Source organism: Microbulbifer hydrolyticus (genome assembly GCF_009931115.1).
Taxonomy (GTDB): domain Bacteria; phylum Pseudomonadota; class Gammaproteobacteria; order Pseudomonadales; family Cellvibrionaceae; genus Microbulbifer; species Microbulbifer hydrolyticus.
Genome location: NZ_CP047491.1, coordinates 2,219,329 through 2,241,456, shown reverse-complemented (window position 1 = coordinate 2,241,456; position 22,128 = coordinate 2,219,329). Strand labels below are relative to the sequence as shown.

General features: G+C 56.8%; 20 protein-coding genes. 18 read left to right on the top strand and 2 right to left on the bottom strand.

Translation table 11 applies throughout. From position 1 onward, the window contains the following. Positions 1–93 precede the first annotated feature (93 nt). The 9 genes from fabF (at position 94) to GTQ55_RS09365 (ending at position 8,382) form a co-directional block, all read left to right on the top strand. Positions 94–1,335, top strand: coding sequence for a beta-ketoacyl-ACP synthase II (fabF, locus tag GTQ55_RS09405; protein WP_161858501.1), 1,242 nt, complete (start codon positions 94–96; stop codon positions 1,333–1,335). A gap of 57 nt (positions 1,336–1,392) precedes the next feature. After that, on the top strand, positions 1,393–2,289 hold the full coding sequence (locus GTQ55_RS09400; RefSeq protein WP_161858500.1) for an aminotransferase class IV: 897 nt from the start codon (positions 1,393–1,395) through the stop codon (positions 2,287–2,289). A 51-nt stretch (positions 2,290–2,340) separates the two neighbouring features. Then, positions 2,341–3,462: an endolytic transglycosylase MltG gene (gene mltG / locus GTQ55_RS09395; RefSeq protein ID WP_237567631.1), complete on the top strand. Its 1,122-nt coding sequence runs from the start codon at positions 2,341–2,343 to the stop codon at positions 3,460–3,462. 50 nt (positions 3,463–3,512) lie between these two features. Beyond that, positions 3,513–4,151, top strand: a complete 639-nt coding sequence (gene tmk / locus GTQ55_RS09390; protein ID WP_161858499.1) for a dTMP kinase — start codon at positions 3,513–3,515, stop codon at positions 4,149–4,151. Next, positions 4,148–5,191 carry a DNA polymerase III subunit delta' gene (locus tag GTQ55_RS09385; protein ID WP_161858498.1) on the top strand — a complete coding sequence of 348 codons (1,044 nt, stop codon included), beginning with the start codon at positions 4,148–4,150 and terminating at the stop codon, positions 5,189–5,191. The genes tmk and GTQ55_RS09385 overlap by 4 nt, the downstream gene beginning before the upstream one ends. 178 nt (positions 5,192–5,369) lie before the next feature. Further along, positions 5,370–5,723: a PilZ domain-containing protein gene (locus GTQ55_RS09380; RefSeq protein WP_161858497.1), complete on the top strand. Its 354-nt coding sequence runs from the start codon at positions 5,370–5,372 to the stop codon at positions 5,721–5,723. A 150-nt stretch (positions 5,724–5,873) separates the two neighbouring features. Next, positions 5,874–6,650, top strand: coding sequence for a TatD family hydrolase (locus tag GTQ55_RS09375; RefSeq protein ID WP_161858496.1), 777 nt, complete (start codon positions 5,874–5,876; stop codon positions 6,648–6,650). A 30-nt stretch (positions 6,651–6,680) separates the two neighbouring features. Beyond that, complete coding sequence (locus tag GTQ55_RS09370; RefSeq protein WP_183946532.1) at positions 6,681–7,313, top strand: dUTP diphosphatase; 633 nt, start codon at positions 6,681–6,683, stop codon at positions 7,311–7,313. 88 nt (positions 7,314–7,401) lie between these two features. Then, positions 7,402–8,382, top strand: coding sequence for a malate dehydrogenase (locus tag GTQ55_RS09365; protein ID WP_161858495.1), 981 nt, complete (start codon positions 7,402–7,404; stop codon positions 8,380–8,382). 90 nt (positions 8,383–8,472) lie between these two features. Here the strand turns inward: GTQ55_RS09365 and asnS are convergent, their stop codons facing one another. Then, the gene (gene asnS, locus GTQ55_RS09360; RefSeq protein WP_161858494.1) at positions 8,473–9,873 is read right to left on the bottom strand and encodes an asparagine--tRNA ligase; all 1,401 of its coding nucleotides are present in this window, start codon (positions 9,871–9,873) and stop codon (positions 8,473–8,475) included. Between the two features lie 342 nt (positions 9,874–10,215). On the opposite strand from asnS, the gene GTQ55_RS09355 reads away from it, so the two are divergent. The 6 genes from GTQ55_RS09355 to GTQ55_RS09330 all read left to right on the top strand — a co-directional run bounded on the left by GTQ55_RS09355 (position 10,216) and on the right by GTQ55_RS09330 (position 15,842). Beyond that, the gene (locus GTQ55_RS09355) at positions 10,216–10,752 is read left to right on the top strand and encodes a DUF2244 domain-containing protein (RefSeq protein WP_161860098.1); all 537 of its coding nucleotides are present in this window, start codon (positions 10,216–10,218) and stop codon (positions 10,750–10,752) included. Positions 10,753–10,855: 103 nt separating this feature from the next. Continuing rightward, the gene (gene bcp / locus GTQ55_RS09350; protein WP_161858493.1) at positions 10,856–11,332 is read left to right on the top strand and encodes a thioredoxin-dependent thiol peroxidase; all 477 of its coding nucleotides are present in this window, start codon (positions 10,856–10,858) and stop codon (positions 11,330–11,332) included. 434 nt (positions 11,333–11,766) lie between these two features. After that, complete coding sequence (locus GTQ55_RS09345; protein ID WP_043316188.1) at positions 11,767–12,213, top strand: helix-turn-helix domain-containing protein; 447 nt, start codon at positions 11,767–11,769, stop codon at positions 12,211–12,213. A 133-nt stretch (positions 12,214–12,346) separates the two neighbouring features. Beyond that, positions 12,347–12,679, top strand: a complete 333-nt coding sequence (gene yajC, locus GTQ55_RS09340) for a preprotein translocase subunit YajC (RefSeq protein WP_161858492.1) — start codon at positions 12,347–12,349, stop codon at positions 12,677–12,679. A 135-nt stretch (positions 12,680–12,814) separates the two neighbouring features. Next, entirely contained in the window at positions 12,815–13,846 is a 1,032-nt protein-coding gene (locus GTQ55_RS09335; protein ID WP_161858491.1) for a D-cysteine desulfhydrase family protein, read from the top strand. A 337-nt stretch (positions 13,847–14,183) separates the two neighbouring features. Continuing rightward, positions 14,184–15,842, top strand: a complete 1,659-nt coding sequence (locus GTQ55_RS09330) for an alanine/glycine:cation symporter family protein (RefSeq protein WP_161858490.1) — start codon at positions 14,184–14,186, stop codon at positions 15,840–15,842. Positions 15,843–15,909: 67 nt separating this feature from the next. On the opposite strand, the gene GTQ55_RS09325 is transcribed toward GTQ55_RS09330, so the two are convergent. Next, on the bottom strand, positions 15,910–17,244 hold the full coding sequence (locus GTQ55_RS09325; protein ID WP_161858489.1) for a glutamine synthetase family protein: 1,335 nt from the start codon (positions 17,242–17,244) through the stop codon (positions 15,910–15,912). A 286-nt stretch (positions 17,245–17,530) separates the two neighbouring features. Between GTQ55_RS09325 and GTQ55_RS09320 the strand changes: the two genes are divergently transcribed. The 3 genes from GTQ55_RS09320 (at position 17,531) to GTQ55_RS09310 (ending at position 22,127) form a co-directional block, all read left to right on the top strand. Next, a complete protein-coding gene (locus GTQ55_RS09320) occupies positions 17,531–18,838 on the top strand; it encodes an NAD(P)/FAD-dependent oxidoreductase (RefSeq protein WP_161858488.1) in 1,308 nt (435 codons plus the stop codon). Between the two features lie 122 nt (positions 18,839–18,960). Beyond that, the gene (locus GTQ55_RS09315) at positions 18,961–21,327 is read left to right on the top strand and encodes a TonB-dependent receptor (protein WP_161858487.1); all 2,367 of its coding nucleotides are present in this window, start codon (positions 18,961–18,963) and stop codon (positions 21,325–21,327) included. 83 nt (positions 21,328–21,410) lie between these two features. Next, a complete protein-coding gene (locus tag GTQ55_RS09310) occupies positions 21,411–22,127 on the top strand; it encodes a TetR/AcrR family transcriptional regulator (RefSeq protein ID WP_161858486.1) in 717 nt (238 codons plus the stop codon). Position 22,128 lies beyond the last annotated feature (1 nt).

Sequence of the window (22,128 nt, the reverse complement as noted above, 5' to 3'; positions counted from 1 at the left end):
CGCGGCTCTCCGTCTATTTGAACCTTGTGAAAAAGCGACCGGTAAGCATTGCAAAGTTTCCGGCGTGTTTGATTGATTTCGGGGGAGGCGCAAGTGACGCGTAGAAGAGTCGTTATCACCGGAATGGGCACAGTAAGCCCTCTCGGAAATACCCTGGAAGACACCTGGCCCGCATTGTTAGCGGGTAAAAGTGGTGTGGTTCCGATCGAGTCATTTGATGTTTCGGCGTTTAGCACTCGCTTTGCCGCGACGGTAAAAAACTTTGACCCTGAACCCCACGTCGCGCAAAAAGAAGCGCGCAAGATGGATATTTTTCTACAGTATGGCCTCAGTGCAGGTATCCAGGCGGTAGAAGATAGCGGCCTGGAAGTGACGGATGCCAACGCACCGCGTATCGGTGCCTGTATCGGTTCTGGCATGGGCGGTATTGCCGCGATTGAAAACAATGCCTTGCTGATTGCGGAGAAGGGCCCGCGCCGGGTTTCTCCGTTTTTTGTTCCGGGCGCCATCATCAATATGGTTTCCGGCAACCTCTCGATTAAATACGGCATGAAAGGGCCGAACCTTTCCACCACTACGGCCTGTACCACAGGTACCCACGCCATCGGCCTGGGCCTGCGTACCATTCAGTATGGGGATGCCGATGTCATGGTGTGTGGTGGTGCCGAAATGGTGACCACTCCGGTTGGTCTCGGCGGATTCTGTGCCGCACGTGCACTCTCCACCCGCAATGACGACCCGCTGGCGGCCAGTCGCCCGTGGGATAAAGACCGCGACGGATTTGTTCTGGGTGAAGGTGCCGGCGTCCTGGTGCTCGAAGAGTACGAACATGCCAAGGCCCGCGGTGCGAAGATCTACGCGGAGCTGAGTGGCTTCGGCATGAGTGGTGATGCACACCACATGACCTCTCCACCGGAAGACGGAGCTGGTGCTGCGCTGTCGATGGAGAATGCGCTGAAAGATGCGGGACTCGAGGCATCTGCGGTTCAGTACATCAATGCACACGGTACTTCTACGCCTCTGGGCGACAAGGCAGAGATCGCTGCGGTGCGCTCGGTGTTTGATGGAAGCCTTGACCAAATTGCCGTGAGCTCGACCAAATCCATGACCGGACACCTGCTCGGCGCTGCCGGTGCCATCGAAGCTATTTTCTCCGTAATGGCGCTGCGGGATCAGGTGGCACCGCCCACGGTCAATCTCGATAACGTGGACGAAGCTTGTGGTGGTATCAACCTGGTGCCACACACGGCGCAGGAAATGAAAATCGATGCGGTACTGTCCAATTCGTTTGGATTTGGTGGTACCAACGGCTCGCTGGTCTTCCAGCGAATTTGATCCTTCAGAGGGTGCTGGCTTGCGGCCATTCGCGCGGGCCGGCACCGACTTCTATCCGTGACTTTCCCCACTCCTTTTTACTGGTCCGCCAACGGCGCGCAGCAATACCTGCCTGCCGATGACGAGTTTTCGTCTGGTGTGCTGGAGACAATGCGCGCGCAAAACGGTGCGATTCCTCTACTGGCAGGGCACATGGCCCGGCTTACGGGTTCGGGCGGCCCGGATTCCCGTACCGTTGAATACATCGAATCCGCTGCGTCCACGATAGCCCGGCGAACCGCCGGCTGGCCTCGGGGCGCACGGGTGCGGCTTCGTTATGGTGAATTGCAGGGTGAAATGGCCTGGGACTTTACGGTAGTACCGCTCGAGCCAGTTTCTCCGTGGGCGCATGGGGTGGCTCTGTCCCTCTGTGAGACCCGGGTCACTGCGGACGCTTCGCGCTCTCCGTTTTCGCCGTCAGTGGCCGGTGATACGGCGGAATCGAGTCGCGGCCTGGCGCGCGGGCCTTTGATCGGTTGCAAATTACTACACCGGGATCTCTACCGCCTCGCAGAGCGCGAACTGGGAGAGTGTTCGGTGGAGCTTCGGTCTGAGCTCTTTCATGAGGGGCTGCTTCTGGATAACCGGGGGCTGGTGATTGAAGGACTGCGGAGCAACCTGCTGTTATGGCGGGACGGTCGATGGCAAACCCCCAGTCTGCGCAACTGTGGGGTTCGCGGGGTGATGCTTAACTGGCTGGCAGGAAGGGTTGAAATCAGCGAAGATGACCTTCTGATCTCGGATATTGAACAGGCTGCGGAAGTGGCGGTCTGTAATGCAGTGCGCGGTGTGGTACCCGTAGTGCAGGTGGCGCTGGAAGCCGCCTGGTCGTCTGGGGGCCAGGTCCGCACACTGGGTTCAGGCCCGGCCACGCGGCGTATTCAGGCAGTGATCGCCGACGACTTGTGGCAATAGTGCCCCCCGGATAAAACATCCTTCGCAGTAATAATTGGTTGTGACACAAACGTGGCGAAAAAAAACGGCAAGCCTGCCGATAAAAACGTAGCTAAGCGAAAATCAGCAAACGCTGATGGCACCGGTCGTGTGGGCAAATGGCTGCGCGGCTTTTTGTTGTTGTTTGTTCTCGGCGTGGTCGCGGGCGGCTACGCCTTCTGGTCTGCGCAGAATGCGCTGGTTAAACCTCTCACGATTCCTGTGGATGGCTTGCGTATGGACGTCGAGTCCGGAAGCAACCTCTCCCGAATTCTCGCGCGCCTCGAGTCGCAGGGCGTAGTACGCTCTGCACGCTGGGTTCGGGTGTACGCCCGTGTTAAAGACCAGAGCAGTATCCACCCTGGCGAGTACATGATTCCCGCAGGCAGCAACGCGATGGACCTGGTGGCCAGGCTCAATAGCGGGGATGTTACCCGGTACAGGGTAACCATTGTGGAAGGTTGGACGTTTCAGCAGGCGCTGTCACAGATCAGGAATTCGAAAAAAATACGCAGCACCGATGCTGGTGTGTCAGTGCAGGCTGCGGCCAGGGCGCTGGGAATTGAAGGAAATCCTGAAGGCAGGATCTTTCCGGATACCTACATTTACCGCTCCGGTGCTTCGGATCTCGACTTGTTGCGTCAGGCGTTCGAGCGGATGGACTCCGTGCTGGCACAAGAGTGGCAGCAGCGCGCTGAAAATCTTCCGTATGACGATCCCTATGATGCGCTGATCATGGCCTCCATCGTTGAGAAAGAAACCGGTGTTCCCTGGGAGCGCGACGAAATCGCCGGTGTATTTGTGCGTCGCCTGGGGCGGGGCATGCGCCTGCAGACGGACCCTACAGTTATCTATGGGCTGGGAGCCAATTATGATGGCAACCTGCGCCGCGCGGATCTGCGTAATGCCACGCCATACAATACCTATGTGATCGGTGGAATGCCGCCCACACCTATTGCCCTGCCGGGACGGGAAGCGATACATGCGGCTCTCAACCCGAAAGACGGGAACAGCCTGTATTTTGTTGCCAAGGGCGATGGTTCCCATCACTTTTCGTCGACGCTCAATGAGCACAACCGCGCGGTTCGTGAATACCAGTTGAAACGTCGATCCGACTACCGCTCAAGTCCGGTAACAGACGAAGACTCCGAATAACGCAATCGATTAATACGAGGTTGGGGCTATTCCCAATCGGCAGAGATTCCATGTCAAATCAATCTTCAGGCAAGTTCATTACCCTTGAAGGGGGAGAAGGGGTCGGCAAATCGACCAATCTCCGATTTATTACCCAGTGGCTGGACAGCAGGGGTATCGACTATGTCCAGACAAGAGAGCCCGGCGGCACGCCGCTAGCGGAGCAGTTGCGAACCCTGTTACTGGAAAAGCGTGAAGAGTCCGTAGACCCCACCGCTGAATTACTGATGGTGTTTGCGGCGCGCGCACAGCATTTGAGCGAGGTCATCAAGCCGGCGCTCGCCAGTGGCAAATGGGTGATCTGTGACCGCTTTACCGATGCGACCTACGCCTACCAGGGTGGCGGTCGGGGCCTTGATCGCGCCCTGATTTCACAGCTTGAGCAGACCGTTCAGGGCGACCTCCGACCCGACCGCGTACTGTTACTGGATCTGGATCCGGAGGTCGGGCTACAGCGGGCCGCCTCCACCGGCGAGGCAGATCGCTTTGAGAGTGAGCAGTCCGCGTTTTTCACCAAGGTGCGGGCAGCGTATCGTGAGCGCGCGGCTGCTGCGCCGCAGCGCTATGCGGTAATTGATGCGTCCCAGCCTCTCGGCGAGGTGCAGGCGCGACTAGCACAGGAACTCGAAGACATTGCGGGTGCCGCATGAGCAAGGCGGCCAGCAAGCCCGAAACCGCGCCACCGGTGCAGCTACCAATTCCATCGCCGCTACCCTGGCAGGCGGCGCAATGGCAACGCCTGGGAGCCCAGTGGACCGCTGGCCGCTGTCCCCATGCGCTACTGGTAAGTGGTCAGCCAGGGTTGGGCAAGCGCCGTTTTGCGGATGCATTTGCGGCATTGCTGCTGTGTGATCAGCCGCGTCACGGGCTGGCTTGTGGTGAGTGCCGCGGGTGCCAGCTGCGCATTGCTGGCTCCCACCCGGACTATATCCGTGTGGTGCCAGAGAAAGAGCAGGGCCCACTCAAGGTGGAGCAGATCCGTCAGCTGGGGGAGTTTGTCGGGCGCACCAGTGCCCGCGAGGGTGCACGGGTGGTCTGGTTGGCACCGGCCGAGTCGATGAACATCAACGCGGCGAACGCGCTGCTGAAGAACCTCGAGGAGCCCTCGGGGTCGGTAATTTTCCTGCTGATCACTGACAACCCTTCGGGTTTGCTTCCCACCATCCGGAGTCGCTGTCAGAGTATTGCCTTCCCGGTGCCGCCGCAGCAGTCCGCGTTGCGCTGGTTGAACGACAGCGGAGTGGAGGGCGATCTGGCGACAAGCGCGCTGGTGCTTGCCGGTGGAGCCCCTTTGCTGGCCGTCACCCTGATGGAGCCCGAGGCCAAAGAGATCCGAGACCAGTTCCTGGCGGATATCACGGGACTGACCCGTGGCAGTGAAAACCCGGTAACATTGGCTGGACGCTGGGAGTCCCCGGGGGAGGGCGCAGATCTCAATCTGCTGCTTCAATTCTGGCAGAGCTGGGTCGGGCAGATGTTGAAGGCGCGGAGCACGGATCAGGCGGTAGATGCGCCGGTAATGGCTCTGTTGCAACGCCTGCCCGGATCTGGCCCGGAGAGCCAGCGTCCCTTGTTTGCTTTCTATGATCATCTTTTGAAGGCGCGGGGATTGCTCACTGGCAACAGTAACCCGAACAAACGGCTATTGATGGAAGAGCTGTTGATTCGATGGTCTGCGCTTTTTCGCTAACCTGTGCGACACGGTTCGTTTGCACTGGGTAAGGCAGTAGACAGGCTGCGCGTTGGCGCGGTAAGTTACCGAGATGGCGTGACGGCAACGGTTTCACCGGCTTCCGTTGCGCAATAATTCGACAGCGCAAAGCGTAATCAGAACAAAAAAACCGGTTGGTTCCGAAACGGGGTTGAATATGAAAGGTATGGGGGGTGGTGCCCGAAACGGCATCCTGTCGCTGAAGATTCAGGATAAATCCGTGCTGTATGCGGCGTATATGCCATTCGTCAAAAATGGTGGCCTGTTCATCAACACCGATAAAACCTACAGTCTGGGCGATGAAGTTTTTCTGTTGCTGAGCCTGATGGAGGAACCAGAAAAGCTGCCTGTTGCCGGCAAGGTAGTATGGATTACCCCTGGCGGCGCCCAGGGCAACCGCACACCGGGTATCGGCATCCAGTTCAGCGATAAAGAAAATACCGCGCAGAGTAAGATTGAAACCCTGCTGGCGGGCTCGCTGGAGTCCAGCCGTCCCACGCACACCCTGTAGGCCTGAATAGGCGGGGCATCCCTTGCCCCGTCTGGCCCGGCGTGAAACCGCGCGCATCGGGCCCTGTATCTGTATAATTCCCCGCTTAGTTTTCCCGGCTTCTGTGGTGTCTCCGATCCTCAGCAGCCCACGACCAACAGGCTCTGTTCCATGCTGGTAGATTCTCACTGTCATCTCGACAGACTCAAACTGGATAAATTCGATGGCGACCTGGACGCGGTGCTTGAGCTGGCGCGCAGCCGCGGCGTTGGCAAGTTCCTGTGTGTCGGCATCAGTCTTGAGAACGTAGATGACGTGCTCGGCATCGCCGGGCGCTATGACGATGTGGTTTGCTCCGTAGGCGTGCACCCGCTGGACGTGGAGTCCGGGCTGGCGGATGTCGAAAAGCTGAAGACGCTCTCCACCCGGCCCAATGTTGTTGCCCTCGGCGAGACGGGACTCGACTACTACTACAGCACAGAAACCAAACAGGTCCAGCAGCACAGTTTTGTCGCTCATCTGCAGGCGGCCGCGGAAGTGGCGCTGCCGGTGATCGTGCACACCCGCGATGCTCGTCAGGACACGATTGACCTGATCCGGGAGCACGGTAGTCGCGAACACGCAGGTGTGCTGCATTGCTTCACCGAGAGCTGGGAAATGGCAAAAGCCGCCCTGGACCTGAATTACTACATTTCTCTTTCCGGAATCGTCACCTTTAAGAATGCGGAAGAGCTGCGCGAGGTCGCCAAGCAGGTTCCGCTGGACCGGCTACTGGTAGAGACCGACTCTCCCTATCTCGCACCGGTGCCATATCGGGGCAAGCCCAATATCCCCGCGTATGTGCGGGAAGTGGCCGAATTTATTGCCGAGCTGCGGGGCATTTCCTATGAGGAACTCGCGGCTATCACCACTGAAAATTTTTACCGGTTATTTCCCCGCGCCGCATAGGCGCGACCTCCGAACAATCAGGAACCCTTTATGTTGCAACAGCAATTGCAGACCATGCTGGCGCTGCAGGACCAGATCAATACGCTGGTCAATGAAAACTGGCGTGAACAAAACTTCGCCTGGTACCGTGCCATCTGGGTGGAGAGCGCAGAGCTGCTCGATCACTACGGCTGGAAGTGGTGGAAAAAGCAGCAACCAGAAATGGAGCAGGTGAAGCTGGAGCTGGTGGATATCTGGCATTTTGGCCTGAGCCTCGAGCTGCAGCAGGGCAGCCCGGAAGCGGTGGCGGCGAAAATGGAACAGCAGTTGTCCGCCGAGCAGCCAGTTGCCGGTGACTTCCGCGAAAACCTCGAGGCGTTTACCCTCAACACGCTCTCCACCAAACAGTTTGACCTGGTTGGGTTTGCACAATTGATGATCGATTGTGACATGCCGTTCGAAGACCTCTACCTTCGATACGTGGGCAAGAACGTGCTTAACCGTTTCCGCCAGGATCACGGCTACAAAGAGGGCACCTACCAGAAGTTGTGGGCCGGTCGGGAAGATAATGAGCATCTGGCCGAGATTGCCCAATCTTTAGACAGTGCAGCAGAAAACTTCAGCGATCAGCTTTATACGGCGCTTAGTAACCGTTATCCGGGCTCCCAGAAGGATTTGGCCTGACAATTTTGCTCTTATACCGACTAAAGGATAATGAAATTAATTGGCAAGGCCCTATAATGCGGGCGCCTGAAAACAACGGAGATACATCGTGAAAGCACCTGTTCGTGTTGCAGTTACCGGCGCCGCCGGTCAGATCAGCTACTCGCTGCTGTTTCGCATCGCTTCCGGCGAAATGCTCGGTAAGGATCAACCAGTTATTCTTCAGCTGCTGGAGATTACTCCCGCGCTGGAAGCGCTGAAAGGCGTTGCCATGGAGCTGGAAGATTGTGCCTTCCCGCTGCTGGCTGGCATCGTTCAGAGCGACGACGCGACCGTTGCGTTCAAAGACGTAGAGTACGCACTGCTGGTTGGCGCACGTCCGCGCGGACCGGGCATGGAGCGTAAAGACCTGCTGGAAGCCAATGCGGCTATCTTCTCCGCGCAGGGCAAGGCGCTGAACGACGTTGCCGCGCGCAACGTGAAAGTACTGGTCGTTGGCAACCCGGCCAATACCAATGCACTGATCGCCCAGCGCAATGCGCCGGATCTGGATCCGCGTAACTTTACCGCCATGACCCGTCTGGACCACAACCGTGCCCTGACTCAGCTGGCGAACAAGACCGATTCCACGGTGAATGACATTACCCACATGACCATCTGGGGCAACCACTCTGCGACCCAGTACCCGGACCTGCACCAGGCCAAGGTCAAGGGCGAAGACGCCATGGGCAAAGTAGAGCAGGAGTGGTACGAAAACGACTTCATCCCGACTGTTCAGCAGCGCGGTGCAGCGATCATCAAAGCCCGCGGCGCCTCATCTGCTGCGTCTGCAGCGAATGCTGCCATCGACCATATGCACGACTGGGCACTGGGTTCTGCCGAGGGCGACTGGACCAGCATGGGCGTATACAGCGACGGTTCTTACGGTATCCAGGAAGGCCTGATCTACTCCTTCCCGGTTGTCTGCAAGAACGGCGACTGGGAAATCGTTCAGGGCGTAGACATCAATGATTTCTCCCGCGAGAAAATGTCTGCCACCGAGACCGAGCTGGCTGAAGAGCGCGACGCCGTTGCGCACCTGCTGCCTTGATTTCGTCGGCTGATTTTTAACGCCGCGAAAACAAAAAAACCCGCACCATGTGCGGGTTTTTTTACGTCGGTACGAAAGTGAAAACGAAACTCAGAATCGCACATTGCGCGGCGTGCGCGGGAACGGGATGACATCGCGGATGTTGCCCATGCCGGTGACGTAGGAAACGATACGGTCGAATCCGAGCCCGAAGCCCCCGTGTGGAACAGTGCCGTACCGGCGCAGATCCCGATACCAGTTCAGATGTTCCTTCGGAATATCCATTTCGTCCATGCGCGCATCCAGCTTGTCCAGGCGCTCTTCGCGCTGGGAACCACCGATGATCTCGCCGATGCCCGGAGCGAGAACGTCCATCGCCGCCACGGTTTTACCATCGTCATTCATACGCATATAAAACGCTTTGATATCTTTCGGGTAATTGAGCACGATCACTGGCTTCTTGAAGTGTTTCTCGGCCAGATAGCGTTCGTGTTCGGAGGCCAGGTCAATGCCCCAGGAAACCGGGAACTCGAATTTTTCCTTGCAGTTTTCAAGGATCTCAATGGCCTCGCAATAGTTGATGCGTGCAAAGTCATTGTCGATGATGTTTTCGAGGCGCGAGATGGCTTCTTTGTCGATGCGCTGGGCGAAGAAGGCCATGTCATCCGGGCGCTCATCCAGTACCGCGCGGAACACATACTTGAGCATTTCTTCGGCGAGATTCGCGCAGTCGGCCAGGTCGGCGAATGCGATTTCCGGCTCGACCATCCAGAACTCCGCCAGGTGGCGGGTGGTGTTGGAGTTTTCCGCGCGGAATGTCGGGCCGAAGGTATACACCTTGGACAGTGCCAGACAGTAACTTTCCACGTTCAGCTGGCCGGAAACGGTGAGGAAGGTTTCTTCGCCGAAAAAGTCTTCGCTGTAGTCCACTTCACCTTTATCGGTCAATGGCAGGTTGCTCTGGTCCAGTGTGCTCACGCGGAACATTTCACCAGCGCCCTCACAGTCCGAGGCGGTAATGATCGGGGTGTGCACGTAGTTGAAGCCGCGCTCATGGAAGAAGCGGTGTACGGCCTGCGCAATACAGTTGCGCACGCGTGCGACCGCGCCGCTCACATTGGTGCGCGGGCGCAGGTGCGCGTGCTCCCGCAGGTGCTCCATGGAGTGGCGCTTGGGCGACATCGGATAGGTGTCGGGGTCTTCCACCCAGCCGACGACGCTGACACTGGTGGCGAGCAGCTCGATAGACTGGCCCTTGCCCTCGGAAGGCTTGATGGTGCCTTCGATGTCCACGGCACAGCCGGTCGTGAGCCTTAGTACTTCCGATTGGTAATTATTGATGGAGGATTCCACAACCACCTGGATCGGGTCGAAACAACTGCCGTCGTGTACAGCGAGAAAGGACAGGCCCGCTTTGGAGTCCCGGCGGGTACGGATCCAGCCTTGAACGCGAGTGGCTTCGCCTTCGCGCTGGCTGGACTTGAGAAGGGTATCGATGGATTCAACTTGCATGATGGTGCTCTTGTTGTTCGCGTTTGCTGGTGTGGCCTTCCCTGAGGCCGGATCAGGGCCCAGGTACTCTCACGCGGCTATTTATGCAGGTCGTAAACGCGGCTTGTGGTCGCGTACGGCAATAAGCGCGGGCATCTTGCCCCCTGATTGCAGGAAAATCCAGTCCCCCGGGGCACTGCCGAGGGTCGGCTTTACCAGAATAGGGTGACTGACCGGTACGCCATGCGCTTCTGATTGTAGCTGATGGTTACGCCGCCGGGTCGGGCCCTCGCGGGGTATGCATAGGGTGCGCGTGACCCTTGGTTCCAAAAAGCGCTGTCCTACACTGAAAATATCACAGTGATGGATGTTGTACCCATGGTCAAAGAAGTCGGCGGCGCGCGCGGGCGCCGGGCCTGTATCCTCCTCGCGCCCAACCAGTCCCTGTCGATGGCAGGCAACCTCTGGGTGTTTATCTCCCTGGTGGCGGTATCCCTTGGTATCAGTGTCGCGTTTGCGCTCGCGGGCGCGTGGATGGTTATCCCGTTTGCCGGGCTTGAAGTCCTGTTGCTCGCCGTGCTGTTCGGTTATGTCTATATGGAAGGTACTCGCCGGGAGGTGATCCGTATCAGCGATGAGCGCGTAGTTCTGGATACCAGTCGCGGTAATCTCGAGCGCCCTGTGTATCACCGGGAATTCGAACGCTGCAGCCTTGCGGTCATGGTGCGGATGGGAAGTACACCCACCGAGCCCGCTTCGGTGATTCTCACTGGCCCGGAAGGCTGCCTGGAAATTGGCGAGTTTCTCACCGATGCGGAAAAGGCGGCACTGGTTGAGAAGCTTGGCAGTTGTGGGCTATGTGCGCGCAAAGAACAGAGCTTCAGGCTTCAAGACTTCTGACGCAGTCCTGCCGTTGGCAGGGAACTAATGGATATAATACGCCGGGCCCGCCTCGTAAGAGACGGGCCTTTTACATGTATCGCTTTTTACCAAGGGAGACACCATGGCACATCCAAAGATCGGCAACCTCGCACCGGTATTCACACTGAAAAACCAGAATGGTGAAAAGGTCGCCCTCAAGGATTTTCGCGGTAAGAAAAATGTGGTGCTGTATTTTTACCCCAAGGCACTGACGCCAGGTTGTACCACCCAGGCCTGCGGGATTCGCGACACCGCCGGGGAATTTGAAAAGCTGGATACCGTTGTGCTCGGCCTCAGCCCGGATCCCGAGGCTAAGTTGCACAAGTTTATGGAAAAGCATGAGCTCAATTTCGACCTGCTCGCGGATGAAGAGCACAAGATTGCAGACAAGTACGGGTGTTGGGGGCTGAAAAAATTCATGGGCCGGGAATTTATGGGGCTGATCCGTACCACCTTTATTGTGGGTAAGGATGGCCGTTTGCTGCACATCATGGATAAGTTCAAAACCAAGACCCATCACGACGATGTGTTGAACTGGCTGCAAGAAAACCTGGACTGATTCAGGTGGGGTGGGGCAATAGTCTTACTCTACCGGGGGCGATTCTATCGTTACGGCGTAATTAGGACGTGCAGTATGGCAGGATAGTCCCCAGAGTCCTGTCTTTTGCTCTGGCGGGGGCATCATTTTGTGCGAGATTTAAAAAAAATTCACTGTCGTCCCTTGCATTATCCCCAGATGGTCTATACTGGCTTGTGTAAAGGAGCGCCGCTCAACCGTCTGGCCCAGAGCGTTTGGGTGTGGTGCGAGGAAGTAGTACAAAAATCATTCACTCTGGGTAGGCTTCGATGCCTGTTTTCAGGTGCCCCCCGCACCCAGGTAGTAGTCAGCAGTGGCACAGATCCGTACAATGCTGGCAGTGGTAAAAAGGGACTCGCAGGAAGCGGGCGTAGAACAATAACCGCGGCTCAAGGAACCCAGCAAGGAGCAGCTCAATGAACCATATTCAGCCAGACCAAGCTTCGCTCTCAGAAGACAAACCCCTGCAGCAGGCAAGACTGTCCGGTGATCCGAACATTCTTGATCAGTTGCTGGCGCCACCGGAGGCAACCAGCTTCGGTATCGCCGCTCGAGTTATCGACGTGCTTGAACAACGGATTGGAAAGGCATCTCTGGCCATTCGCCCGGTAGCATCTGATCTCAGTATGTCTACCCGGACCCTGCAGCGCCGTTTGCAGGAACATAACCTGAGTTTCGCCTCTCTGCGCGATCATGTTCGTTTCCGCCACGCAGTACACTTCCTGAAAGATACTGCACTGAGCGTGGACGGCATTTCCCGTATCCTCGACTTCTCTGACAGAACCAGCTTTACCAGTGCATTCAAGCGCTGGACCGGCATGTCTCCAACCGGGTACCGCCGGCAAGTCAGACAGCGTTTTTAAGAAGTCGCTACAAAACCCCTCGCATCACGTAATCCAGGGTTCCGGTAAACACCGGTGCTCTGGATTGCCTCATTTTGTCAAACCCGTTAGAGTTGGTCCCAGATTTTTGAATGACTCTATCGAGGTTTAGACCATGGATTTCTTTATTCCTGCTGCAATGGCACAAGAGGCGGCTCCGGCTCCTCAGGGCAACCCGCTTATCACCCTGCTGATGTTCGGTGGTCTGTTTGTGTTCATGTGGCTGTTTATTATTCGCCCGCAGCGCAAACGTCAAAAAGAGCACCAGGAGCTGGTGGGCGCTCTGAAAAAGGGCGATGAAGTGGTAATGACCAGCGGTATGCTGGGCCGTGTCGAAAAAGTGGACGATGATTACATCATTCTCGAAGTGGCTGACAACATGAAGCTCAAATTCCAGAAGGTTGCCGTGCACGCTGTGCTGCCCAAGGGCACCATCAAGAATATCTGATCCGGGTTGCCCGCTTGTGTCGAAGGCGAAAGTGGGGCGGATAAGATAGGTAAAAAAACCCGGTTACAGCCGGGTTTTTTTGTGGCCATAATTTGGCCGAACCAGTATTAAATACAAAGATCATAGGGGAATAGGGTGAGTATCCAGTATCCGGCACGCGAGCGGCTCGCGAATCTTCCGACACCACTTCAGCCGCTAGACAGGATTAGCGAGCAGTTTTCGCTGCCCCATGGTGGCCCAAAGATCTGGATCAAGCGGGACGACCTTACTGAAAGCGCCATGTCCGGCAACAAGTTGCGCAAGCTTGAATTTATCATTGCAGAAGCCAGGGCCCGTGGTTGTAACACCCTGATTACCTGTGGCGGTGAGCAGTCTAACCATTGTCGGGCAACCGCGTTGGCTGCAGCCAAAACCGGGATGAAGGCGCACCTTATACTCCGCGGTGGCAGCGGAACGGGCGCACCTGAAACGCCCGATGGCAATCTGCTGGTGGACTACCTCGCGGGTGCACAGGTGTCTCTCTATCCAATGCGAGAATACGTCGATACATTGCCGCAGCTGTTTGAGCAATGGGCCAGGTTTTATGAGCAGCAGGGAGACCGCGCCCTGTGCATTCCCACGGGAGGCAGTGACGGACTCGGAATCTGGGGTTATCTACTCGCTGCGGAGGAGCTTCTTGAGGACTGTCGCAGGGAAGGGTTTGCGCCGGATCGCCTGATCTGTGCGAGTGGCAGTGGCGGTACCCAGGCGGGGCTGACACTGGGCTGCCAGGTGTTTGGCAGTAGTGCGGATGTGACGGCGTATGCCGTGTGTGACAGCACTGATTACTTTATAGACAAGGTGCGTCAGGATGTTGCGGATTGGGCCCATCGTTACCGGCAGGCCTTCCCGTTCGACGAAAGCCGTATCCATGTCATTGATGACTATATTGGCCCGGGCTACGCCATCGCAACGGAAGAGATTTACCAGACCATCGCGCTGGCCGCACAACTGGAAGGAATATTGCTGGACCCGGTGTACACCGGCAAGGCGTTTCACGGCATGTTGCAGGATATAAAGCAGGGTAAATACTCAGGCTGTAAAAACCTGGTGTTCGTGCACACCGGCGGCCAGTTTGGTGTTTTCCCGCAGCGCACCGGTTTTCAAAATAGCTGGTCTCAGCAGTAGCCGGCACTGTGCCCGCAGGCCAAAATCGTATTTCAGGCTTTGTCGAAGCAGGGGAACGGTGTGCGAAGTTTTGCGACAGAATTGCCTGTTTTGGCAAAATCGTTAGTGAATTGTTTAAAACGTGGCAGAAATAGAGGCTATGCTGCTGATAATTGGCGGATTGCTGTTCTCACCTGAACGAAGCTGCTAATCTGCCCGGCACTGAAAGGGCGCCCGGCTACCTGATTGGGGAGTCGTTTGCCGGAATGTCGCGTGACAGGCCGGCCGTGAAGGCGTAACGGTGGCTATGCCATCCTGATGGTAATTTAATCAAAAATAATAGGCAGTGGGGGTTGGTTTGGAAGCGTTCAATCAATTGTTGTTAACTCTGGATGGCTTTCTGGGATCCGCGTTTTGGTTCCCGTATGTGCTGTTGGCGGTAGGCTTTTTCTTCACCCTATACCTCGGTTTTCCGCAGGTGCGTTATTTTGGCCATGCAATCAAAATCGTGCGCGGCAAATACGACAAGCCCAGCGATCCCGGTGATACTTCCCACTTCCAGGCTCTGGCGACGGCGCTCTCGGGTACCGTAGGCACCGGTAATATTGGCGGGGTCGGCCTCGCCATTTTCCTTGGTGGCCCGGCCGCACTGTTCTGGATGTGGGTGACTGCGTTCCTGGGTATGACGACCAAGTTCGTGGAAGTAACCCTTTCCCACAAATATCGTATTAAAGCGGCGGATGGTTTTTATGCGGGTGGCCCCATGTTTTACATGGAGCGTCGCCTGAACATGAAATGGCTGGCCGTGATCTTTGCGATCGCAACGGTGATCAGTTCGTTTGGTACCGGTAGCCTGCCCCAGGTGAACAATATTGCCCAGGCCATGCACGATACCTTTGGTCTCAGCAAGATGGTGACGGGCGGGGTACTGGCCATCCTGCTTGGGATGGTGATCATCGGTGGTATTACGCGTATTGCCAAAGTCACCTCGACCATTGTTCCGGTAATGGCGGTGCTGTACATCATTGGTGCGCTGGCGGTCATTCTGTATAACTACCAGAACATCATCCCTTCTTTTGCTGCAGTATTTTCCGGTGCGTTCAATGGCAGTGCGGCTATGGGCGGCTTCCTCGGTGCCAGCTTTGCCTACGCCTTCAACCGCGGTGTAAACCGGGGGCTGTTCTCCAACGAGGCGGGCCAGGGCTCGGCACCGATTGCGCACGCCGCGGCACGTGCCGATGAACCCGTATCCGAGGGTATGGTTTCCCTGCTGGAACCCTTTATCGATACCCTGATCATTTGTACCCTGACCGGCCTGGTAATCCTGTCTTCCGGCGTGTGGACCGAAAAGCATATGAACCGCTTTGAGCGGGCGGATATGCGCGTGCTGGCAGGGGCCTATACCGATAAAGACGAGGCACACGTCAAGCAGCTGTTTGGATTCCTGAGTGGGCTCGACAGCGATGTGCGCACCTATACGGGCACAATCGTGGTTGCCGACGGCCAGCCGCTGAATAAAGATGAATTTACCGTGATCAATTCCAGGTCGGTTGCCGAAGGGGTTGAGTTCCGGGTGGGCGACGATAATTATTCCGGTGTGCTGAATGTCAACGACGGACGGCTTGTGAACCAGAATGTCGAAGTCTGGGGGAATTCATTATTGCACTCGGTGGCGCTGACCAACCGGGCCTTCCAGAAGGGCTTCTTTGGGGAATACGGCAGTTACATTGTCACGCTGGGTATCTTGCTGTTTGCCTTCTCTACTGCCATCGCCTGGTCGTATTACGGCGACCGTTCGATGATTTACCTGTTCGGTCCCAAGGCGGTGATGCCTTACCGCCTGGTATATGTAGTGGCCTTTTTCTGGGCGGCCATCGAAGACACTACGATTATCTGGAACCTCTCCGCGGTGGCCATTGTGTTGATGACGCTACCCAACCTGTTCGGAATTTCAATCCTGGCGCGGGAAATGAAAGATACGGTGAAGGATTACTGGAAAGACCCGAGCCACAAGTAGCTGGCGAGGCGAAACAAAAAAACCCGGCAATAGCCGGGTTTTTTTGTGGGCTGGGAGTTACCGGGTACTAGACGTTCAGTAGCAGGTATTCCCGCTCCCATGAGCTGATTACACGATTGAACTCTTCGTACTCGTCGCGTTTGATTGCTGCCCAGGCACGCACAAAAGTGTCCCCGAACATTTCCACGGCTTCCGGGCATTCTGCCAGCAGGCTCAGGGCATGCTCCTGGGTGCGTGGAAGGGTAATCGGCTCTGAAGAGCAGTCCCCTTTGTAGGGTTCGCTGGGTTTGACCTGGTTCATCATGCCGAGGTACCCACATGCCAGGGACGTGGCGATGGCCAGGTAGGGGTTACAGTCGGCACCGGGGAAGCGGTTCTCGAGCCGCTTCGCCTGCGCAGAGCTGTCGGGCACACGCAGGCCAGTGGTGCGATTGTCATAACCCCAGTGCAGGCTGGTGGGCGCTGCCATTTCCGGCGTGAAACGCCGGTAGGAATTCACGTTCGGGGCAAAGAAGGTGATGAAGCCGGGAGTGTATTTCTGCATACCACCGATAAAGTGCATGAAGCGCTCGTTTTCGGTGCCATCGTCGTTTACAAAAATATTTTTTCCGGTTTTTGTGTCGATTACGCTCTGGTGCAGGTGCAGGGCACTGCCCGGTTCATCCTCCATCGGCTTCGCCATAAAGGTGGCATAGATGCCGTGGCGCAGTGCGGTCTCGCGCACCGTACGTTTGAACGTGAAAACCTGGTCGGCTAGGTTCAGCGGGTCGCCGTGGAGGAAGTTGATCTCCATCTGTGCAGTGCCGGACTCGTGAATAAGGGTGTCCACGTCCAGCCCCTGTGCCTCACAGAAGTCGTACATGTCTTCGATGATCGACTCGTATTCATTGGCCGCATCGATACTGTAGGACTGGCGGGTTTTCTCGGTACGCCCAGAGCGCCCCACCGGTGCGGACAGCTTTTCGTCCGGGTCCAGGTTGCGTTTGATCAGGTAAAACTCGACCTCTGGTGCAACAACGGGCTGCCATCCCTGTTCCGCATACTTCTCAAGTACGAACTTGAGAATATTCCGGGTGCTGATGGGGTGGGGCTTGCCGTCCCGTGTGTAACAGTCGTGAATAATCTGCGCGGTAGGCTCGTTGGCCCAGGGGTTGATACGGATAGAGTCCGGGTCGGGAACCAGCAGCATATCGGTATCTGCCGGGTCTACCAGTTCGTTGTGTTCATCCACATAGTCACCGGTGACCGTCTGTACCAGGATGCTTTCTGGTAGGCGACTGTCTTCGGTGAGGAATTTATCGGTAGGGGTAAATTTGCCCCGCGCGTTTCCGGACATGTCCGGTACCAGGCACTCGACCTCGGAAATGGAGTGTTCTGCGAGCCACTGGGTAATCTTGTCCATGGTACACCTTGTTAATAAAGGGCCTTTTCCCCGATTGGGGTTCTTTAGTATATATCCCGCCTAAACATCCCAAACAGCGGATGTGCGCGGGCGCAGGTGAGTAACTTTAGGTTTTTCTTCCTGCGAGCTTTGATTATTACAAGAAACCGAATTATCATTCAAGAAATATTGAACAATCCTTCGGTTTTTGTGGTTGGCCGAGGTTTCAGGAGAGCCGAGCTCCCTGCGCCTTGGGTTTGCTGCCACTAAGCCGGCGCACTTACCTGTTTGTTTTTGGAGAATGTCCATGCCTGTCAGCGGAACAGTAACCAAGCTGCTCGGCCATACCGATTCCTACTACGCGGCCAGCGCGAACGACGCGCCTTTGTATGGTGCGCTGGAAGGGGATGTGGAGGCTGATGTGTGCATTATTGGTGCGGGCTACACCGGTTTGTCTTCGGCACTGCACCTCGCGGAGCGTGGCTTCAAGGTGGTCGTGCTCGAAGCCGAGAGGATAGGGTGGGGCGCTTCCGGCCGCAACGGTGGTCATGTTGGCGTTGGCCAGCGCAAAGGCCAGGAAGACCTGGAAAAGATGTTGGGGCTCGATACCGCAAAAACCTTGTGGGATATGGGGCTGGAGGCGGTGGCGCTGGTAGAGGAGCTGATCCGCAAGCACGATATTCAGTGCGACCTGAAACGGGGCATCATGCACCTGGCTGCCAAGCCCAGCCACGATGCCTGGCTGAAAGAAGAGGTCGAGCTTCTTAACCAGCGGTACGGCTATAGCAAAATGCGATACGCCGATAAGGACGAGGTTAGAACCCTGGTGGGTTCGGATCGGTTCCACGGTGGGCAGGTGGATGACGGTTCCCTGCATCTGCACCCGCTCAACTACGCGCTGGGGTTGGCCAGGGCGGCAGCCAAAGCGGGCGTTGAATTTTTTGAGTACAGCCGCGTCACCAGCTACAGCGGTGGTACGCCCTGCCAGGTAAATACCGCAAAAGGCCGCGTGCGCGCACGCAATGTGGTGCTTGCCTGCAACGGCTATCTGGGCGACCTCGAGCCGCGTATGGCCGGGCGCATCATGCCGATCAATAACTTTGTACTGGCAACCGAGCCGCTTCCGGAAGAGCTGGCACGGGAATTGATAGCGAACGATTACGCGCTTCAAGACACGCTGTTTGTGATCAATTATTGGAAACTCTCCGGTGACAACCGGCTGGTTTTCGGCGGGGGAGAGAATTACACCTCCCGTTTCCCTCAAGATATTCGCGCTTTCGTGCGCAAATACATGCTGGAAGTCTATCCGCAGCTGGCCGATACCCGCATCGATTATGGATGGGGCGGGACGCTGGCGATCACCCTCAACAGAATGCCAAGCATCGGCCGCCTCGAGCCCAATGTGTACTACAGCCAGGGTTATTCCGGGCACGGCGTTCCGACAGCCACATTCGCCGGAAAAATACTTTCGGAGGTGGTTGCCGGTACCGAGGAAAGGTTTGATATATTGTCGCGCATTCCGACACACAACTTCCCCGGGGGAACGTTGTTGCGTTGGCCAGGGCTAGTAGCGGGAATGCTCTACTACAGCTTGAAGGATAAGCTGGGCCGGTAAATTGGAAATTGAATAATTGTTCGGTTTGTGGGATAACAAACCCAATGCTTCAGTCGCCGGGTCGGTCCTGAGTGGTAATGAAAGGGCAGACTCCCGATAAAAATAACCCACGGGGAGTAAAGATGACGCTATCAAATAAGCCGTTTGTGGCCAGAAAGAACCTGCTGGCTTCCACCATTGGTGCCGCCGTATTGACCGTCAGCGGTGGTGCAGTGGCAGCCGCGCAAATCGAGGAAGTGACCGTCACTGCGCAGATGCGCGCTGAGTCTCTAAAAGACGTGCCCATGGCCGTCAGCGCCTTCAGTGGCGATACCATCAAGGACTCCAACCTCTCCGACTTCAAGGATCTGTTCTCTCTGACACCAGGAATCTCTGGTGAGACGAATGACTCCTTCTTCGATTCCGTGTCCGTGCGCGGCGTCAACAACAACAGTTTCGGTAGCGGTAGCGATCCGGCACTGGGTATCTTCCTCGATGGCGTTTACCAGAGCCGCACCGGTGCCACGCCGAGCATGTACGACCTGGAGCGTGTTGAAGTCGTAAAGGGGCCGCAGGGCACCCTGTTTGGTCGGAACACGGCGTCCGGCGCCATTTCCATGGCCTCCCGGAAGCCGGGCGAAGTATTCGCCGGCGATGTCTCGGTTGGCGCTGGCCAGTATGGCCGCACCGAGCTTGAAGGTGGCGTAGACGTGCCGGTGAGTGAGGATCTGGCGGTGCGTATTTCGGGCAAGCACTTTTCCCAGGATGGCCACGTGGAAAACCTCGCCGGTGGTCCCGACCTCGGTGCCAGCGAGCTGAACGCCATGCGCTTCACCGCGGTTTACGATGGCTTTGACGCAACCACCGTCACTCTGCTGGCGCAGTATGAGGATCGCGAGGGCGATGGCACTATCTACCGGGCCTTCGACAGCGGTGCAGGTTACGCTTACGAGATTCCGGAAGCAGACTACGATCAGGTATACAACGACGTGCAGGGTGTCGATCAATCCGAGATCGCCGACGTCATCCTGACGGTCGAACACGAGCTAGATAGCGGTAATACCTTTACATCCATTACCGGCTACAAGACCCACAATTACACCTACATCGAAGATTTCGATGGTACCCCCGAACCAATCGACAAGTACGTGCGCGATCAGACCGGCGATTTCTTCAGTCAGGAATTCCGCCTGACCTCAAACAGCGCAGGCCCATTCAATTACGTGCTGGGCGCTTCCTATTACCAGGAAGAGGTCAACGCCTACTTTGCCGGAATCGATAACGAAGATTTTATCTGTGACGGTATTTACGCAGACGAATGGGAAGAGGGTCTGGACACTTTCGATACCTGTGCCTCGCTGCCTCAGGATGTTCTGGACGAAGCCTTTGGCTTCGAGGGTGACCCCTGGGAATACGCTCCGGATAACCTTTCCATTGAAGCAGCGGATACCCTCGGGGATTACTCCGGCTGGGGTGTATTTGCCAATACCACTTACGACCTGACCGATTCCACTAGCCTCGGCTTCGGTGCCCGTTACACCCAGGATCAGAAAACCTACGATGTGGTTTCCCCCTGGCCGGACACCTGGACCGGTGGCTGGAATTACCAGGCCATGTATACCGATGAGGACGGAATTCGCGGCGACCACACATGGGACAATGTCTCCGGCCGTGTAACCTTGACGCACATCATCAGTGACGAGCTGACCACTTACGCCAGCGTAGCCACCGGCTACAAGTCCGGCGGCTTCGACTATCTGTCTTATCGCATCACCGACCCGGCGTACGGTACGGATGAAGACAGCCAGTACGAGTGGCTGGACGAGCAGGGCTACGAGGTGAATGCCGGCAATGCAGAACCGAGCCGTTTTGACGAAGAAACCGTGCTGTCTTACGAGCTGGGTATCAAGGCGCGCTTGCTGGACAACCGTATGGCACTGAACGCGGCGGCTTTCCAGTACTCCTACGACGACATGCAGCAGGCGTTCTGGGTGGGCGCGGCCGCGATCACCCGCAATGTGGGTGAGTCCGAAGGCCGCGGCCTGGAAGTGGATGCCCGCTGGCTGATTACCGACAACCTGGACCTCTACTGGGGTGCAGCGCTGCTGGATACCGAATTCAATGGTGCACCCGAAGAGCTGTGCGATAGCTGTAACGGCAACGAGATGGCGTTTTCTCCGAAGTTCTCCTCGGCCACCGTACTGACGTATACCCAGAACACCGGCTTGGGTGAGATCTCTTACGCTGCTGAGTACACCTACACCGGTGAGCAGTGGTCCGATCTGGAGAACACTGAGGCGGTGAAACTGGATGCGCGCAATGTGTTCAATGTGCGTCTTGCGCTCACCGCGCCGGATGAGTCCTGGACCGCGGGTATCTATGCCGAGAACCTGACCGGTGAAGAGTACTACCACTGGGGTTACGCTCCCGCACTGTACAATCTGCCCGCAACCAAAACCGACCCGTCGCGCGGGCGTGTCGTGGGTGTAAACCTGGACTACCGCTTCTGATACGGTTCCTTTCGTCTCACAGGATGAACAAAATGGCCGGCTTCTATAGCCGGCCTTTTTGTTGGTGAGTGAGTGGGCCATTTATGTTAAAAAGACACTTCAGTGAAAAGGATTACGTAGTGTCGACCGCAGAACAGAATCGCCGTAAAAATCAGTTGTCGCCGCGACGGGAGCCGGTTCAGGCCCGTGCCCGGGAGAGGGCGCGCCAGATACTGGACACCACCGGCCGGCTGCTGGAGCAGGTTGGTCTGAATGACCTGACCACCATCCTGATCGCCAAGGAGCTCGGCGTTTCTGTCGGCTCCGTGTATCACTATTTCCCGAACAAGCACGCCATCCTCTACGCGATGGGCGAGCAGTGGCTGGCGAGCCTTACCGAGCGTCTGGACGAGCTTGCCGCGATGAATCTTGAGCAGCTCAGCCTCAAAGACTTCCTCGATGACCTGCTCAAGCGCTGGATGTCTGTGTACCGCGAGCAGCGGGGTCTTCTGCCACTGGTTCAGGCGATGTGGGGAATACCGGAATTGCATGAGCTGGATGAGCGCCACGATGAGCTGGTCATCAACCACCTTGTGGATATGTTCCGTCGCCTCGGTTTTACCTGTCCACCCAATGAGACCAACCGGCTCGCCCGAGCTACACTCGAAACCTGCCACGCGATGCTTCTGGTGGTCGTGAACCAGGAGGGGGTGCGCTCGGAGCGCACTCGCGCCGATCTGCTCAATATGTTGCTGGTATTGCTGGAGCCCCATCGCAACGATGAAAAGCCCTCCGGGCTGGATGATGTGGAGGCGCCCTGAG